Annotated in this window: 15 protein-coding genes; 6 read left to right on the forward strand and 9 right to left on the reverse strand. The window is 66.0% G+C overall.

What is annotated here, in order from left to right:
- Positions 1 to 314 precede the first annotated feature (314 nt).
- Positions 315 to 1,286, forward strand: coding sequence for a fatty acid desaturase family protein (locus ABEA50_RS16215; protein ID WP_345496212.1), 972 nt, complete (start codon positions 315 to 317; stop codon positions 1,284 to 1,286).
- Positions 1,287 to 1,368: 82 nt separating this feature from the next.
- Positions 1,369 to 1,968, forward strand: coding sequence for a dihydrofolate reductase family protein (locus ABEA50_RS16220; RefSeq protein ID WP_345496213.1), 600 nt, complete (start codon positions 1,369 to 1,371; stop codon positions 1,966 to 1,968).
- Between the two features lie 60 nt (positions 1,969 to 2,028).
- Here ABEA50_RS16220 and ABEA50_RS16225 read toward each other — a convergent pair whose 3' ends face one another.
- Positions 2,029 to 2,622 (reverse strand): TetR/AcrR family transcriptional regulator, encoded by a 594-nt coding sequence (locus ABEA50_RS16225; RefSeq protein WP_345496215.1) that lies wholly within the window; start codon positions 2,620 to 2,622, stop codon positions 2,029 to 2,031.
- Between the two features lie 80 nt (positions 2,623 to 2,702).
- On the opposite strand from ABEA50_RS16225, the gene ABEA50_RS16230 reads away from it, so the two are divergent.
- Together ABEA50_RS16230 and ABEA50_RS16235 are read left to right on the forward strand one after the other, a co-directional pair.
- Positions 2,703 to 4,262 carry an AMP-binding protein gene (locus ABEA50_RS16230; protein ID WP_345496216.1) on the forward strand — a complete coding sequence of 520 codons (1,560 nt, stop codon included), beginning with the start codon at positions 2,703 to 2,705 and terminating at the stop codon, positions 4,260 to 4,262.
- Complete coding sequence (locus ABEA50_RS16235; RefSeq protein WP_345496217.1) at positions 4,259 to 7,594, forward strand: acetyl-CoA carboxylase family protein; 3,336 nt, start codon at positions 4,259 to 4,261, stop codon at positions 7,592 to 7,594. Before ABEA50_RS16230 ends, ABEA50_RS16235 begins: the two co-directional genes overlap by 4 nt.
- A 29-nt stretch (positions 7,595 to 7,623) precedes the next feature.
- Here the strand turns inward: ABEA50_RS16235 and ABEA50_RS16240 are convergent, their stop codons facing one another.
- A complete protein-coding gene (locus ABEA50_RS16240; protein ID WP_345496219.1) occupies positions 7,624 to 7,917 on the reverse strand; it encodes a hypothetical protein in 294 nt (97 codons plus the stop codon).
- Between the two features lie 207 nt (positions 7,918 to 8,124).
- On the opposite strand from ABEA50_RS16240, the gene ABEA50_RS16245 reads away from it, so the two are divergent.
- Positions 8,125 to 10,047, forward strand: coding sequence for a S9 family peptidase (locus tag ABEA50_RS16245; protein WP_345496220.1), 1,923 nt, complete (start codon positions 8,125 to 8,127; stop codon positions 10,045 to 10,047).
- 66 nt (positions 10,048 to 10,113) lie between these two features.
- Here the strand turns inward: ABEA50_RS16245 and ABEA50_RS16250 are convergent, their stop codons facing one another.
- The 6 genes from ABEA50_RS16250 to ABEA50_RS16275 all read right to left on the reverse strand — a co-directional run bounded on the left by ABEA50_RS16250 (position 10,114) and on the right by ABEA50_RS16275 (position 15,587).
- On the reverse strand, positions 10,114 to 10,602 hold the full coding sequence (locus ABEA50_RS16250) for a hypothetical protein (protein WP_345496221.1): 489 nt from the start codon (positions 10,600 to 10,602) through the stop codon (positions 10,114 to 10,116).
- Between the two features lie 141 nt (positions 10,603 to 10,743).
- The gene (locus ABEA50_RS16255) at positions 10,744 to 11,454 is read right to left on the reverse strand and encodes an NADPH-dependent F420 reductase (protein WP_345496222.1); all 711 of its coding nucleotides are present in this window, start codon (positions 11,452 to 11,454) and stop codon (positions 10,744 to 10,746) included.
- A 146-nt stretch (positions 11,455 to 11,600) separates the two neighbouring features.
- Positions 11,601 to 12,929, reverse strand: a complete 1,329-nt coding sequence (locus tag ABEA50_RS16260; RefSeq protein WP_345496223.1) for an MFS transporter — start codon at positions 12,927 to 12,929, stop codon at positions 11,601 to 11,603.
- The gene (locus ABEA50_RS16265; RefSeq protein WP_345496224.1) at positions 12,926 to 13,459 is read right to left on the reverse strand and encodes a 3-isopropylmalate dehydratase small subunit; all 534 of its coding nucleotides are present in this window, start codon (positions 13,457 to 13,459) and stop codon (positions 12,926 to 12,928) included. Before ABEA50_RS16265 ends, ABEA50_RS16260 begins: the two co-directional genes overlap by 4 nt.
- Complete coding sequence (locus ABEA50_RS16270) at positions 13,456 to 14,700, reverse strand: 3-isopropylmalate dehydratase large subunit (protein WP_345496225.1); 1,245 nt, start codon at positions 14,698 to 14,700, stop codon at positions 13,456 to 13,458. The genes ABEA50_RS16265 and ABEA50_RS16270 overlap by 4 nt, the downstream gene beginning before the upstream one ends.
- A 17-nt stretch (positions 14,701 to 14,717) precedes the next feature.
- Positions 14,718 to 15,587 carry an isocitrate lyase/PEP mutase family protein gene (locus tag ABEA50_RS16275; RefSeq protein ID WP_345496226.1) on the reverse strand — a complete coding sequence of 290 codons (870 nt, stop codon included), beginning with the start codon at positions 15,585 to 15,587 and terminating at the stop codon, positions 14,718 to 14,720.
- A gap of 153 nt (positions 15,588 to 15,740) precedes the next feature.
- Between ABEA50_RS16275 and ABEA50_RS16280 the strand changes: the two genes are divergently transcribed.
- A complete protein-coding gene (locus ABEA50_RS16280; RefSeq protein ID WP_345496227.1) occupies positions 15,741 to 16,535 on the forward strand; it encodes an IclR family transcriptional regulator in 795 nt (264 codons plus the stop codon).
- An 82-nt stretch (positions 16,536 to 16,617) separates the two neighbouring features.
- Here the strand turns inward: ABEA50_RS16280 and ABEA50_RS16285 are convergent, their stop codons facing one another.
- A complete protein-coding gene (locus ABEA50_RS16285; RefSeq protein WP_345496228.1) occupies positions 16,618 to 17,193 on the reverse strand; it encodes an LppU/SCO3897 family protein in 576 nt (191 codons plus the stop codon).
- Position 17,194 lies beyond the last annotated feature (1 nt).

A 17,194-nucleotide genomic window follows, 5' to 3' on the forward strand; every position in this document is an offset into this window, starting at 1 on the left:
ATCGGTCGTAGCTCGGGGCAAGGGCACGCACGGGCGCCCGACGGCCGCAGATGTCACACCAGAGTGCGATTGCATGCCATACCAAGGGATTACATCGAACGAGAATTTCGCCGATAGCGTCGGGGTATCGACATCGTCACCCCGTTTCCACGCGTCGGATCAAGACCGCGGCATCGAGCATCGCTCGGCGCGAGAATTGGCGGAGGTGGCGCTTTCCGGCTCTGCTCTCAGGAAGATCTATGACGACACCGGCTTTGACCAAGTCAACTTCGCGGGCACCTCGGCGTGGCGCCGAAGGTGATTACGCTCGCCTCTTGCGGCGAATCTCGGACGCGGGGTTGATGGACCGACGTCCGGTCTACTACGCGGTGCGGCTTTCACTGGTCGGGATCGCGTTCGCGGCGGGGTGGGTGGCGTTCGTCCTTGTCGGCGACTCGTGGTGGACGCTCTTGGTGGCGGCGTTCTTGGCGGTGACGTTCGCACAGGTCGCACTCGTCATGCACGACGTCGCGCATCGTCAGGTCTTTCGGCTGCGACGGCCGACCGAGATCGTGGGTCGTATCGTCGGCAATGCCGGAATCGGTCTTGGTTACGGCTGGTGGCAGGACAAGCACACGCGCCATCACGCCAACCCGAATCACGAGGAGCTCGACCCGGACGTCGCGCCTGACATTCTGGTCTGGTCGCAGCAGCAGGCGCGAGCCAGCCGAGGCCTGCCCCGGCTCATCGGAAGGGCACAGGCGTACCTGTTCTTCCCACTACTGATGCTGGAAGGCCTGAACCTCCATCTGGCGGGCGTCCGCGCGCTGCGCAACCGCTCCGTGAAACACCGCAGGTGGGAAGGCGCCCTACTGTTCGGCCACTTCGCCGCCTACCTTGCCGCACTGTTCGCGGTGCTGCCCGCCGACAAGGCCCTCGCGTTCTTCGTCGTCCACCAGGCATTGTTCGGCCTGTACATGGGTTGCACCTTCGCCCCCAACCACAAGGGCATGCCGACCCTCACCGGCAACGACCGCCCCGACTACCTCCGCCGACAGGTGCTGACCTCACGTAACGTCCGCGGCGGCCCGCTGACCGACTTCGCCCTCGGCGGCCTCAACTATCAAATCGAACACCACCTGTTCCCCAGCATGCCCACCCCGAACCTGCGCCACGCCCAGATCATCGTCCGCGACTACTGCGTCGAAATCGGCGTGGACTACCACGAGACCGGACTGATCGCCTCCTACGCGGAGGCGCTGCGGCATATGCACCAAGTGGGCGCTCCGCTGCGCGCCGCCGACTGACACCCGTCCCGTCGAACGCGGGGTCGAGACCCCTCGTACTCGCGCACCGATGAGTTCGGACGACAGCCGGCGTCTCCAGTACATGGCGACAGTGATTATGCACGCGGTGGTCTCGGTGGACGGATTCATCGCCGATGAGAACGACGATGTCGGACCGCTGTTCGACTGGTATTTCAACGGCGAGGTGCCGCTCGTCGAGGACGAAGCCCTCGAGCGCAACCACGCTCCGTTCCGGGTCGGTCGTCGGTCCTACGAATACACCGGTCCGTTCTGGAACAGCATCGGCGCCACGATCCAAGGCAGGCATCTGTTCGACCTCACCAACGGCTGGGAGGCCGAGCCACCTGCGGGCGAGCACCTGCTCGTCGTCTCGCACCGGCCCAAACCCGACGGCTGGCACCCCGAGGCGGACGTGCCGTTTTTCGACGACGTAGCGGCAGCCGTCGCGGAGGCGAAACGACGAGCCGGTGACCGCGTCGTCGCGGTCTGTGCTGGCGAGGTCGGTGGACGCGCCCTCGAGCTCGGCCTGGTCGACGAGGTCGCCATGGATGTGGTTCCGGTCGTATTCGGCTCGGGCAAAAGGTATTTCGGTTCGGTGGACACTCACCACCTGCTCGAGGACCCCGATGTCGTCGTCCAGGGCAACCGAGTGCTGCACCTCAGGTATCGGGTCCGCCGCTGACCGCAGCGACCATCGCTCGGCGCAAACGCGGTGCTACGACGGCAAATAGTCGACCGAAGGTCACGACCGCAGACCGGTGAGTCGGTGGTAGGCCGCGACGAGGTCGTCGGTGAGGGCCGGGAGGCGTTCGGGGTTGTCGGCGGCGAGGTCGGCGAAGCGCATGACGATGCCTGTCACCATTTCCGCGAGGGCGGGGGGCGGGGCGGCGAGAGTCGCCTCGCCCTGGGTTTCGAGGCGGGCCAGGAATCTGCCGTGGCGACGGGTTGGGCGTTCGTGGACTTCGGCGTGTAGTGCGCGCATCGCCGGGTCGGACAAGGCCTGATGGCCGATGACGGTGAGCATGCCGCGATGTCGAACATAGGCGTGCAGGTAGGCGACGATGCCTGCGCGGCCGGTGGCGCCGGGAGTTGGCGCGTCGATGTCCTCCTGCAGGGCGAGGAATTCGTCGCGGACGCGTTCGGCGAGTGCGCGGAATACGTCGTCCTTGGACGGAAAGTAGGCGTAGACCGTCGGGCGGGTGACACCCGCTTCGTCGGCCAGCGCGCCGATAGTCGTACGGGTGTAGCCGAGGCGGCAGAAGGTGCGTTCGGCGAAGTCCAGCAGCAGGTTTCGTTTCTCGGGTTCAGTGAGTGTCCGGTTTCCGATCCCGCGCACAGCCACCTCCTTTACTTGACATCAGTGTAAACTACCGTGGCATGGGCCTACCGGACGTCCAACGTCGGACGATCAGCGCAGTGTACGAGCGAGTGCTGGAACGCATCCCCGACGAGATCGCCCAGGTGGGACCGGACGGCCGATACACCGTGGCGGAAAGCTACGCGCGCTCGTTGCGTATCGCCGGAGGTTTCGCGGAACTGGGTGCGCGACAACAACAACCGGTGGCGCTGCTGCTGGACAATTCCCTCGACGCGGTGCACGCCTGGACCGGCGCCGCGCTCGGCGGACTGGTCGAGGTGCCGGTCAACTCGGCGTACAAGGGTTCGTTCCTGAGCCACATCCTGAACGACTCCGGCGCGTCGACACTGGTGGTCGACGCGGACTATGTCGAACGGGTAGCGCGGATCGCCGACGATCTCACCGCACTGCGAACCCTGGTGGTGCACGGCGATCCTGCCATCGCGGACGAGCTGCGTGAGCGCTTCCTGGTCGTCGGATTCGACGAACTCGTCGCCTCGAATCCGATTGCGCCGCAACGCCTCGACCCGGCCGACCTGATGGCCTACATGTACACCTCCGGCACCACCGGACCCTCGAAGGGTGTGCTGGTTTCCCACGCGCACGCCTACACCTACGCGTCCAGGGAGGACCAACAGCGTCCACGCGCGGGCGACCGAATACTGGTGACATTGCCACTGTTCCACCTCGCGGGACAGTGGTACGGGGCGTATCAGTCGTTGATCCACGAAGCCCGGTGCGTGGTCGAGTCGGGATTCTCGGTCAGCAAGTTCTGGCCGACCGTACGGGAGCACGGCATCACCGTCACAGTGACGCTCGGCGCCATGGCCGAACTACTGCAACAGCGCCCACCCCAGCCCGACGATGCCGACAATCCCCTCGAGCTCGCGGTGATGGCACCGCTGGCCAGCGACCCCGAGGGCTTCCGCAGACGCTTCGATGTTGCGGTGGCCTCGGTGTACGGGATGAGCGAAGTCGGTGCGGTGCTCAACGGCCCACCGGGAACCATTTCCGGTGGTGCGGCCGGGTTCTCGCGCGAAGGCTTTACGTTGCGACTGGTGGACCCCGAGGGCAAGGAGGTACCAACCGGCGAGGTCGGTGAGCTGTGGGTGCGCCCGGACGAGCCGCTGACCGTGCTGCGCGGCTACCATAATCTGCCGGAGAAAACCGCACAGACGCTGGTCGACGGGTGGGTACATACCGGCGACGCGTTCCGTACCGACGCCGAGGGCCGGTTCTACTTCAGCGACCGGATCAAGGACGCGCTGCGACGTCGCGGCGAGAACATTTCCAGTTTCGAGGTGGAACGCGTGATCAACACCTATGCCGACGTGTACGAGAGTGCGGTGGTCGGGGTGCCCTCCGATCTGACCGAGGACGAGATCAAGGCGGTCGTGGTGCCGAGGGAGGGCGCACACGTCGATCCCGTCGACCTGATCGGTTATCTGGTCGAGCGTTTGCCGTATTTCATGGTTCCTCGGTATCTCGAATTCCGCGACGAATTGCCGAAGACACCCACCTTGAAGGTGCACAAACATGTGTTGCGGGAATCCGGTGTGGGCTCGGATGTTTGGGATCGCGAGGCCGCGGGGATCGTCGTACGGAAGACCGACCGGTGACGGGGCGTCCGATCGGCACGCTACTGGTCGCCAATCGCGGCGAGATCGCCGTCCGAATCATGGCGACCGCCGCGGCACTCGAGCTGCCGACCGTGGCCGTTCATCCGGCGGATGATGCGGCATCCCTGCATGTTTCACGCGCGGACGTGGCCGTAGAACTGCCTGGCGCTGGCCCGGCCGCTTATCTGGATATCGACGCGATCGTTGCAGCCGCCGTGCGAACGGGCTGCGATGCGGTGCATCCCGGCTACGGATTCCTTTCGGAGAACGCGGATTTCGCGCGCCGGTGCGGTGAAGCGGGACTGCTGTTTGTCGGGCCTTCCCCGCAGTCACTGGCATTGTTCGGTGACAAGACCGCCGCAAGAGCGCATGCCGAAGAACTCGGAATCCCGGTGCCCGTCGGTGCTTCGGCAGCGCAGGCGCACCGGTTCCTCGCCGACCTCGGGGCAGGTGCCGCGGTGATGGTGAAAGCGCGGGCCGGAGGCGGCGGGCGTGGGATGCGCCCGGTCACCGACCCCGCCGAACTCGACGATGCTTTGCGACGCTGCGCCTCCGAAGCGGCGGCGGCCTTCGGCGACGGCACCGTGTACGTCGAGCAGCTACTCACCCACGCTCGGCATATCGAAGTGCAGGTCGCGGGCGACGGGCAGCACGCGGTGGCACTGGGCGATCGGGATTGCAGCGCGCAACGGCGCAGGCAGAAACTGGTCGAGATCGCGCCAGCGCCCGCGCTTTCCGACTCACTTCGCGCGGCGCTGCACCGGGCGGCGACGGAGCTGGTGGGCGAATACCGCGGTCTCGCGACGGTCGAATTCCTGGTCACGGGTGCGGAATTCGTCTTCCTCGAGGTCAATCCTCGACTACAGGTAGAACATACGGTGACCGAGGAAGTCACCGGGCTCGACCTGGTCGAGATCGGACTCGCGCTCGCCTCGGGGCGCACACTCGCCGAGCTAGGGCTCGACGGCGAAGTGCCGAGCCGGGGTACCGCGCTCCAGGTGCGGGTGAACGCCGAAACCGTTCGTGCGGACGGCACGGTTGTCCCCGGCGCAGGAACATTCACCCGCTTCCAACCTCCGGCGGGACGTGGCATTCGCGTCGACACGCATGGTTACGCGGGGTACTCGATGAGTCCGCGCTACGACTCCTTGCTGGCGAAGGTGATCGTCCACGGCACGGCCGCTTCGGTGGCCGGGCGCGCGGCCCGAGCACTGGCGGAATTCGACCTCACGGGTGTGCCGACGAACCGCGCGCTACTGCGCGCACTCCTCGCCGAACCAACGTTGACCACAGGCGGCCTCGACACCGGGTTCGTCGATGCCAGAACCCCTGATCTCGTCGCCGCCGCTTCCGTGGAAGCTCCCGGCCCGGATGCGCAAGACCTGTCCTCGACGCCTTCGGAGAGCAGCGGGCGCATCGCGCGGGCCCGACCCACGGAGCCGAGCAGTCGGGGCGCCAGGGACGCGAGCGGTGGCACGCGGGCTGGCTCTACCGAGCGTGTCGGCCGGGGTGAGCCGACCGGCCCTGCCGAACTCACAGGGGCAGCGGAGCGTCCCGCCGAGGACGCGGTGCTCGAAAATGCCCTCCTCGCAACACAACCCGGTGTCGTCGTGCACGTTTCGGTGACGGTCGGTGCGCAGGTGGCGGCGGGCACGGAACTGCTGGTGCTCGAGGCCATGAAGATGGAGCACGTCGTCCGTGCCGATCGGTCGGGCACCGTGGCGGAAGTCCTCACGAAAGTGGGCGACGCAGTCACCACCGACGATCCGTTGCTCGTTCTCACCGGCACCGGCCCCGGCGGCGAAAAGGCCACGGCGGCAGCCACGATCGATCCCGCGCATATCCGGCCCGACCTGGCCGAGGTCCACGAACGCAAGCGACGCACACTGGACGCGGCCCGACCGGCGGCGATCGACCGTCGGCACGGCAAAGGATTGCGCACCGCGAGGGAGAACATCGCCGATCTGGTCGACCCCGAAAGCTTCAACGAATACGGCGGATACGTCATCGCCGCACAGCGTCGCCGCCGCACGCTCGACGACCTGATCGCCGCCACCCCCGCCGATGGTCTACTCACCGGCACCGCGACCGTCGACGGCGTGCCGGTCGCGATCCTCGCCTACGACTACACCGTTCTCGCCGGGACACAGGGCGTGCACAACCACCAGAAGACCGACCGCCTACTGCGGCTGGCCCAACGGCGATCGCTTCCGGTGGTGGTCTTCGCCGAGGGTGGTGGTGGCCGACCCGGCGACACCGACACCTCCGCGATCGCGCAACTCGATGTTCCGACCTTTCGGCTGATGGCCGAACTCTCGGGTCGGGTACCGACGGTCGCGATCGTCGCGGGCTACTGTTTCGCCGGAAATGCCGCGCTGGCCGGTGCCTGCGATCTGATCATCGCCACCGAGGGCAGCAGCCTGGGGATGTCCGGGCCCGCGATGATCGAGGGGGCGGGGCTGGGCGCCGTGGCGCCGCAGGATGTCGGGCCGATGTCGGTGCAGGTGCCCAATGGAGTGGTCGACGTCCTCGTCGAGAACGAGGCCGCCGCCGTCGCGACCGCCCGTACTTACCTGCGGACGGTGACCGGCGCACCCTCCGCACAGGCCGACTGCGCGGACCAACGCATTCTGCGACATCTGGTGCCGGAGAACAGAGTTCGGGTCTACGATGTCCGCCCGGTACTCGAGACCTTGTTCGACACCCACAGCGTGCTCGAGGTCCGCGGCGCCTTCGGTATCGGCGTCGTCACGGCCTTCGCGCGGCTGGCCGGACGACCGGTCGGGGTGCTCGCCAACGACCCGAGCCACCTCGGCGGCGCGATCGACGGCGACGCCGCCGACAAGGCGACCCGATTCCTTCGCCTCTGTGACGAACGGGGACTTCCGGTCGTATCTCTCGTCGACACACCGGGTTTCATGGTCGGCGCCGACGCCGAGCGCACCGCGACCGTCCGCCGATTCGGGGCGATGTTCATTGCGGGCGCACGACTTTCGACGCCGCTGGTCGCCGTCGTCCTCCGTAAAGGCTACGGACTCGGCGCGATGGCGATGACGGGTGGCGACCTACACGCCGCGACCATCACCGTCGCGTGGCCGACAGGAGAATTCGGCGGAATGGGACTCGAAGGCGCTGTGCGACTGGGTTATCGCAAAGAACTCGACGCCATCGCCGACCCGGAGGCCCGCCAAGCCGAGTACGACAAACTCTTGGCGAACTCCTACGAGCGCGGAAAGGCACTCAGCGTGGCCACAGTCGGCGAGATCGATGACGTCATCGATCCCGCGGATACCCGGGCGGTCGTGCTCCGCGCGCTCACGGCGGCCAACTGATCGACAATCGTCGGCTGGCACCGAATCCCCTACCCCCGAGCAACCGTCGTACTCGACACAGGTCGCACACGGATGCCGACGGTGAGTTTCGGGCGCCGAGCACGCGCCGCCCTGCTCCGAACACCCGGCGACGTGGCGGCGAGCCGGTCTTGCGGACTTCGCTGGCCGCCGACGGCGCCGTCGAGATCTCCGCGATCGACCCCGCCACCGAGCGGACGCGGGTACTGCGACGCCTCGGCGGCGCCGAACACCCGGTCGGTGTCCAACCCCAGGAGGTCACCGCCGACGGACAAGGGCTGCATCACGGCAGGCGCGCGCGACATCACCACACAATGGTTGCTGGTCTGGCGACCCGACAAGCAGTACGGCGGCGACGTGAACACCGAGTGCACAACCGCATCGCCGCCCCCTTCCGAGTTGGGCCGCCCCGCGCGCCTTGCGTGTGCCCCTACGGCACAGTGTTTGATCAGGTCACGGTGTTCGACCAGTGCCGACACCGTGCCCCCGAGCCGAGCCGAGCGGAGCACAGCGTGAGCATCACCGGACGACCCACCGACCAGCGACCGAACCTCGTCGACATCGAAGAGTTCTTCGCCGACCCGAAGTTCGCCAACCCGTCGATCTCCCCCGACGGCACCAGAATCGCCTACCTCGCGCCGCACCGGGGACGGCGCAACGTCTGGGTCCGCGGCATCGACCAGACCCACGACGACGCTGTTCCCGTCACCGCCGACACTCGGCGCGGCATCACCACCTACCACTGGACCGACGATCCTCGGTGGCTGCTCTACCTCCAGGACACCGACGGCAACGAGGATTGGCACCTGTACCGCGTCGACCTCGACGATCCCGGCTCCGCCTCGGTCGACCTCACTCCGATGGATCCGGGTTCGCGTGTGGTGGGTGCCGAAGCGTTGCCGTCGATTCCCGGCAGCGTGCTGGTCGCGATGAACCGGCGCCCGATGTTCTTCGACACGTTCCTGATCGAGGTCGCCACCGGTGCGACGACTCTGCACCGCGAACAGGACGATCCGACGGCCGCCGTTCTACTCAACCGTGGCGGCGAGCCCGCTTTCCAGACTTCGCTGGCCGCCGACGGCGCCGTCGAGATCTCCGCGATCGACGCCGCCACCGAGCACACGCGGGTGCTGCGACGCCTCGGCGGCGCCGAACACCCCGTCGGTGTCCAGCCACAGGAGGTCACCGCCGACGGAAAAGGCCTGCTCGTCGGGTCTTACCAGGACGGCGACAACCTGCGCCTGATCCGCATCGACCATGAGACCGGCGCGGAAACCGTCGTCGCCGCCGTCGACGGTCATGACCTCGATATCAGCGGCACCATGCTGCCCGGTGTGCTCCCTCCACCGATCTACACCCACCGGCGCACCGGCGAGATCCTCGCCGTCCGGTTCGTCGGCGAGCGCCCGCACATCGAAGTTCTCGACCAGGACTTCGCCGAAATCCACACTCGGCTTCAGAAACTCTCCGACGGCGTGCTCGGCACCCTGTCCAGCGATAATTCCGGGCAGCGGTGGATCGCCACGTTCGTCCACGATCGCGACCCCGGCGTCACCTGGCTCTACGACCACGGCACCGGCGAGGCCAGATTGCTGTTTCGCGCCCACCCCGACCGGGACCCGAACACCTTGTCCCCCATGGCTTCCGTCACCGTCCCTGCCCGCGACGGGCTGCCGCTGCCCAGCTTCCTCACCCTGCCGATCGGCGTCGAGCCGCGCAACCTGCCGCTGGTTCTGGTGGTGCACGGCGGACCTTGGTACTACGACGAGTGGGGATACAGCAGCGACGCACAGTTTCTCGCCAACCGCGGCTACGCCGTGCTCCAGGTGAACTTCCGCGGCTCACTGGGCTACGGTCGCCGCCACGTCACCGCCGCGATCGGCGAATTCGCCCGTGCGATGCACGACGACCTCATCGACGCCGTCGATTGGGCCGTCGCCGAGGGTTACGCCGACCCCGACCGCATCGGCATCTACGGCGGGTCCTATGGCGGGTACGCCGCACTCCTCGGCGCCGCCCTCACCCCGGACCGCTTCGCCGCGGCCGTCGACTACGTCGGAATCTCTGACCTCGCCAACTTCCTGCGCACCCTGCCGCCGTTCACCAGAGCGTTCAACGTCAACAACTGGTACCGCTACGTCGGTGACCCCGAAATCCCCGAGCAGGAAGCCGACATGCTGTCGCGCTCCCCCATCACCATGGTCGACCGGATGAACACCCCGCTGCTGGTTGCTCAGGGCGCCAACGACGTTCGCGTCGTCCAGGCAGAATCCGACAACATCGTCACCCGCCTGCGCGAACGCGGCATCCCGGTGGAATACCTGATCGCCGACGACGAGGGCCACGGCTTCGAGAATCCGGAGAATCGAATCCTGTTGTACCGCGCGATCGAAAAGCACTTCGCTCGACACCTCGGCGGGCGCGTCGCCGAATAGTTCGAGCAGGACCGATTCACCGCCGCACGGCAGCATGCGCGCTATCGATTATTCCCCTGATGACCGCTACGTGTGCCGACCACGATGGTGGTCATCGCGATCGCGCTCCATAGATTCGAGGCGATTCTTCATGTGCTCCCAGTCGCTTTCGCTCGAGACGAACCACACCACCGGGTTCGCGCCGGGGCCACAATCACGCGTGATATGCACGTCACTGCGCTGATCCATCCGCTGTTGCCAGCCGATGTAGGCGAAGTTGGTGCACCACGCGCTGATTTTCACTGTGGCGGGGGTGAAGTCATCGTTGTGGCAATCCACCTCGAGTCGCGTCTCGACCGGCCCGTAGGTGCAGGGCACGAGAGCCGAAGCGTTCGCCGCGCCGGTGCCGACCAGCATCGGGGCGACCGAGAAGGTGGTGCACAATGCCGCGATCACGGCTACCCGCGCGGGGATCAGCCGAGGAGTCGTGGTTGCGACAACGCCACCGGACAGCTCGGCGGTCGGGTCGGATGTGGGCTCTTCGGAACGGAAAGGTCGGATGACGCGTGTTCGCATACGAGTACCGTAAGTCGTTCTCGCCATTGGTAAATCGAACGCGCCGCGCGATCGCGGGGCACCACACCGAGCAGCGACTCCCCCGCCGCCGGCGATCGCACGCCCTCAGCCGTGCGGTCGCCAGGCGGGTGCGGTAGACGCTTACACCGTCCGCGCCGTCCATTCGGATGTACGCTCGCGCGTCGCCTCTGCGAGGGCCTTACGCGTGTTCTCCGCGTCGAAGTCCTTGCCGTACACCGGCGTTCCGGGCTGCTGGCGCCACGACTCGGCGATCGAACCGGCGTCCACAGGGTCGAACCCGAGCTGATCAACGACGCCATCGACGAGTTCACGGCCCGGTCCGTCCGCACCGGCGATCGGGAGCGCGATGCGATTCGGTGTGCCGCTGGGCTTTCCGTTCTCGAGCAGGTGCTTCCAGAAGATCCCGTTGAATACCTTGTACACCGGCGCACCGATCTGCTCGGCGACCCACGCGCTCTCCACCTGACCGTCTTCGATCGCGGCGATCTCACCGTCGCGCTGCTGCGGGTAGTAGTTGTTGGTCTCGATCACGGGTGCGCCCGGCTTGCGCGCGTCAACGATGCCGTCCACGAGATCGGGAACGTTCTTCTGCGGAATGCTCACAATCACCAGGTCGGCGTCGGTGGCGGTGTCCTTGGCCCACGCCGCCGTCGCACCGGTCTCTTTCGCGAGGTCGGCGAGCGTTTCGGGGGACCGCGAGTTCGACACGGTCACGTCATGTCCGAGTTCACGCAGCCGACGAACCAGGCTACCGCCGATATGACCCGCCCCGATGATCCCGATCTTCATACATCGCCTCCGTGTGGTTGTTTTCCCTACTCCGTGGGTCAACGTCGACTATCCGCTGGTATTCCGCACCCGCAACGTTGCCGGACCACAGCGGTGTCGCCGACCCTCCCCCGAACCGCACGACCTCACACCGCCTGCCACACCCGCATCAGCTGCGGCAGGCGGTGCTGTCCCGGCATCCCTGGTGCTCATGCCGGAAGTTCCGCACGTCCGGTCTCACGAATCGTCGCGACGGTGAGCAGGCCGATAGCGCAGACGCCCATCACCCAGTACGCGGGAGACATTGCGCTGCCGGTGGATCCGACGAGTTGGGCGGCGACGTAGGGTGCCGTTCCGCCCGCGGCGATGGTGCCGATGTTGAAGCCGAGCGAAACGCCGGTGTAGCGCACCGTGCGGGGAAAAAGTTCGGTGAACAGCGGGAACGCGGGAACCTGCACGACGCCGTTGAGGGTCATGTAGACGAAGTAGACGAGGCCGACGACGACAACGCTGGTCGTCGCACCCATGATCATGAACGCGGGAACGGCGATCACGACATAGGCGAGATATCCGCCGATCAGCACGGGTTTTCGACCGAACCTGTCGGTGAGCAGACCGGCGAGCGGGAAGGTCGCGCAGGCCAACGCGATGCTGACGGCCGATGTCCAGTACACGGCGTCTTTCGAGAATTCCAGATCCTTGATCAGATACACGCTGAAGTACGTCAACCCGATGTAACCGGAGCCGTTCATCGCGATGGCGACACCCACGACCCGCAGGACCGACAGCGGATTCTTCCTGATGACGTCCAGCAACGGGCTTTTGGTCACCTGGCGCCCCTCGGCCATAGCCGTGAATTCCGGGGTGTCCTCCAGCTTCATCCTGACCCGAAGGCACACGAGAGCCAGCGGCAGTGCGAGCAGGAACGGGATACGCCAACCCCACGACGCCATCTGCGCATCGGTGGTGCAGAGCGCGACCAGGCCGACGACAGCTGCCGCCACCGCGAAGCCGAGCGTCGATCCGATCGGGGTGAACGAGCCGAAGAATCCGCGCCGTCCACGGGGCGCCGATTCGGCGATATAGGTTGCCGCACCGCCCACTTCACCACCCGCCGAAAAGCCCTGGGCGAGCCGGACCAGCACCAGCAGAATGGGCGCGAGCACGCCGACCGACGAATGTGTCGGAAGCAACCCCAAGACACCGCAGGCGACTCCCATGGAAACCACCGTGATGACGAGCGCGGATCGACGCCCACGGCGATCGCCGAGTCGGCCGAAGAAGATGCCACCGAGCGGGCGTGCGATATAGGCGACCCCGAACACGGCCAGTGTCGCCAACATCGACGCGCTGGAACTGTCGGAGGGGAAGAACAGCGGTGCGATGGTGACGGCGAGAAACCCGTAGACGGCGAAGTCGTAGTACTCGATGAGAGTGCCGACACCGCCGGCGATGGCGGCTCGTCGTGCCATCGAATTCGGCTGCTCCGGTGCTCGCGCGGCCACCGGCCCGGAAGGGTGGGTCTCTACGTCGGTCATTGCGGTTGTCCTTGGCGTGCGTGCTCGACGAGCAGGAGTTCGTAGGAGCCACCGGCTTCGATGACCTGGATCGTCCGCGGACTCGGCGGTGCGCCGACCAGTTCGGAGCCATCGGGCAGACCCAAGGCGGCGGCCCGCCAGTCGAGTGTCACGGCGTCACCGGTCGCCACGGCGCGCGAGACACCGGGGATCGTGATCAACGGCATGCCATTGAAGGTCTCGCCCCGCCAGAAACCGGGCGAGAACGACTCCGCGACGATCGCCGCGATCCCCGCGTTACGCAGCGCGACCATCGGCGGATAGTGCGGATGTCCGTAGCCGAAATTCCGGCCACCGACGATGATGTCGCCGGGGCGTACGCGGTCGGCGAAGGACGAGTCGTAGGCCTTCATGCACACCGACCGGAGGTGCTCGGCATCGTAGGACTTGATGTTGGCGACACCGACGACGAGATCGATATCGAAATCATCGCCGAAGATCCAGGCGACCTTGCCTGTGATGAGATCGGGCGGCGGTGGGTAGGCACTCATCGCACCGACTCCTGGATAGTGCCGCTGAGCGCGCTCGCGGCAACGGTGTAGGGCGACCCCATGTAGATATTGGCGTCGGGGCTTCCCATCCGTCCCGAGATGTTCAGTACGCCCGTAGAAATGCAGTTCTCACCGGCCTGCAGTGGCTTTTGGTAGCCGAAGCAGAAATCGCAGCTCGACACGTTGATGTGTGCTCCCGCGGCACGGAGTACGTCGAGGATTCCCTCGTTCTCGGCTTGTTCGTATACCTGCGCAGAGGTGGGCACGACGTTCAGTTCGACGCCGGGCGCCACCGTTCGACCGTTGAGAACCAGCGCGGCGGCGCGCAGATCCTCGATCCGGCCACTGGCGCACGACCCGATGAAGGCTTTCGAGATCGGGGTGCCCGCGAGTTCCCGCGCGGTCTTGGTGTTGGCGACACGGGCCGAACCGGGCAACACCACCCGTGGGGACAGCGTCGCCAGGTCGATGGTGTGCCTGGCCGCGTAGGTGGCATCGGCATCGGGATAAACCGGTTCGAAACCGCGGCGCGCGACATTGTTCGCGTAGCTCAACGAAGTCTCGTCGGGCTCGAACACCGCCGATACGGCACCGGTGAACATCGCCATCCCGCACAGACCTTGACGGTGGTCGATCGCCATGCCGCGTGCGCCGGGCCCGCCGAATTCCATTACCTGATGCGCACATCCGTCGGCGCCCACCATATCGATGATGGTGTGGACGAGATCTCGGCTGTCGACACCGGGCGCAAACTCGCCGACGAGATCGAAACGGGTGGTGGCGGGAATGTCGACAAAAACCTGTCCGGTGACCCATGCTTCGATGAGGTCGCGCCTGATTCCCCAACCCAACGCGCCGAATGCCCCCACCCCGCTGATGTGACCGTCGAAATGGACGAGGAATTCACCCGGAATCGCCAGTCCCAGTTCAGCGGTCAGCTGATGGCCGATTCCACGCCCTTCGTGCAACTCGATGCCGTAGAACTCACACCAGTCCCGTGTCACCTGATGGACTTCGGCTTCTTTCGCATTGCGTTTGGTCAGCATGTGATCGATGAAGACGACATAGCGGCTCGGATCCAGCAATTCGGTGATGCCGAAGTCTTCGCGCATCTGCCGGAACATCACGTCCGTATACCCGGGAAAGTCGTAGGCGATCATGCGCGCCGGATGCACGGCATGGTTCTCACCGGCGCGGACCGTCGACCGATCCGAGGCGCGACCCAGGATCTTCTCTGTCATCGTGTACCCCACCGCGATCACCGAGACCGTTGCGCGGGAAGGTATTTGCGCTGCATGGCTTCGACACCGGGGAAACCGATCAGCTCGACGAATTCGTGGTGGGCGAGCGCGTCGGCGCTCACCTCGGCGGGTGCCTCGCCGGAAGCGAGCCGCCGCAGCGTTTCGCGTGCGGCACCGGCCACGGCCATCAGCACCTGGGTCGGCAACAAGGCCAGACGCACCCCGATCCGGTCCAGGACCTCCGGGGTGAACTCACGCTCGGTCCAGGTCGACGCGGTGAGCGTGGCCATCAGCGGAACACCGACCTCGTTGTGGCAGCGCTCCCACTGTGCGACGGTGTCGAAGGTCTTGGTCACCGGCATGATCATGTCCGCGCCTGCCTCGACGTATGCCTGCGCGCGGCGCAACGCGTCGTCACCGCGAGCGTCCGTGCGCGCGATCAAGAGAACGTCATCGGGGATCGAGTCGCGGACCGCTCGGATTTTGCCGGTGGCTTCCTCGGAGGTGATCAGATCGACCGGCTCACCCACGCAAATGGGGCAGGACTTGGGTGCGACCTGGTCCTCCATAAACATCCCGCCGACACCCGCGCTCACGAACCGCGTCGCGGTGCGGGCGGCGTTGACGGCGTTGCCGTAACCGGTGTCGATGTCGGCAACCAGTGGGAGTGCGGACGACTCCCGGATCGTGCGGACTGCCTGCAGGTTCTCGGTCATCGTGTACAGCTCCGCGTCGGGTAGCCCGAGCGCGGCCGAAACGGCGAATCCCGAGGCGCACAGCGCGTTGAAGCCCGCCTGCTCGGCGAGCCGGGCGGTCAAGCCGTCCCACACACCAGGTGCGTATACGAGACCGCGTGACGTGAGGTCTTTCAAGGTCGAACTGCCCACAGCCTTGCTCCGTTCCGCATTACGGAATGTATTTCATATCCCGATATGGACGGTAAGGTGGTCCAGGTCACAAAGTCAACCCCCTCGGTGGATTTCTGCTCGTATGGTGGCGAGCACTCGATCCCACAACCAACCGAAAGCGAGTGAGCAACAGTGGCTGCGCCCATCGAGCAAGAAGCGTCGGGGAGTCGAGATATCGTGGGTGCCGTCCTCAAGGCGTGTGCGCTGCTCGAGAACTTCGGCGCGGACCGACCCACATGGACCTTGAACGACCTCACCGCGGCAAGCGGAATGAACAAGACAACGGTGCATCGGCTGATGGCCACACTGATCCACGCGGGCTGGGTGGATCGCACCGGCGCCGGCGCGTACCGGATCGCGATGCCGGTGTTCGAGGTCGGCTCCGCCGCACTCGCGGAACTCGATATTCGTGGTGCGGCAAAGCCGTTCATGTCCGAACTGGCCACCACCTTCGGCAATACGGCGTACCTGATGGTGCCCGCGGACCAGGGCGCGGTCTGCATCGATCTACTCGAAGGGCGCAACGCTCTTGTCGTCGCCGGGATCACTGTCGGTTCCGTGCTGCCCTATCACGCCGCGGCGGGACCGATCGTCATGCTCGCCCACTCGAAAGCACTGCGCGACAGGTGGATCAAGGCAGGACTACCCGCGATCACCGATCTGACCATCACCGATGCGGACACCCTTGTCGATCACCTGGACCACATCGTCGAAGCCGGATACGCGCTGAGCAACTCCGACTACCTACCGGGGGTTGCCGCGGTGGGCGCACCGATACTCGGACGGGACGGATCGGTTGCCGCCTCGATCAGCGTCGGCGGACGAGCCGAGGGATTCGAAGGCGACGCACTCGCCGCGATGATCGAGCGGGTGCGCGATGCCGCGACGCGGATCACCCGGGTCGCACAGGCGCTACCACGCGGTTGACCAGGAACGAAAGCCGTTGCAGGACAACGGAACAGTTGGTATGCCCCGTACCACCGAGCGTCGCGGAGTCGCCGCTCGGGCATCAAACCCGATGCAGGCAGAACGACACAGGCGGCTGCTCGTGGGTGATCGATGCGGTGTCGCGGTACCTGGTGGATACGGCGGCGCAGACGCCGAAGTCATGCTTCTCGATCCGGGTGTTCACCTGATAAGCCCCCGGCGTCGAGCAGGGCACTTTTCGCAATCGGTCCAGGTGCGCGTACTTGTTGCCAGGGTCGTTTACGCAGTCACCGACGTGTGCGTTCACATGGGTACACACATTCTGCGGCTTACTTTTCATCTGACTCGGGGGCGACCAGGTGTAGGCGTAATCGGGACATTCCGCTGCGGCGGAGGCCCGTACCACGATGAGTACGGCCTCGGGATCGGTGCAGTCGCGCCGCTGCAGTTCCGAGCCGCGACCGGCTTTCTCGAAATAACCACAGTCACCGACGTGCATGGACTTCGCCTGGGACTCACCGCACCCGACGACGGACAGCGCGACAACGGCTGACACCACTGCGATGACCGCCGAGTGAATCATTCTGCGCCGACGCCGATTTCGATCGGCCGCCGCGATGGGTCGCACGCTGCGGTCATTACCCGATACCTCGGACATG

The organism is Nocardia callitridis, from assembly GCF_039543305.1.
Lineage (GTDB): Bacteria > Actinomycetota > Actinomycetes > Mycobacteriales > Mycobacteriaceae > Nocardia > Nocardia callitridis.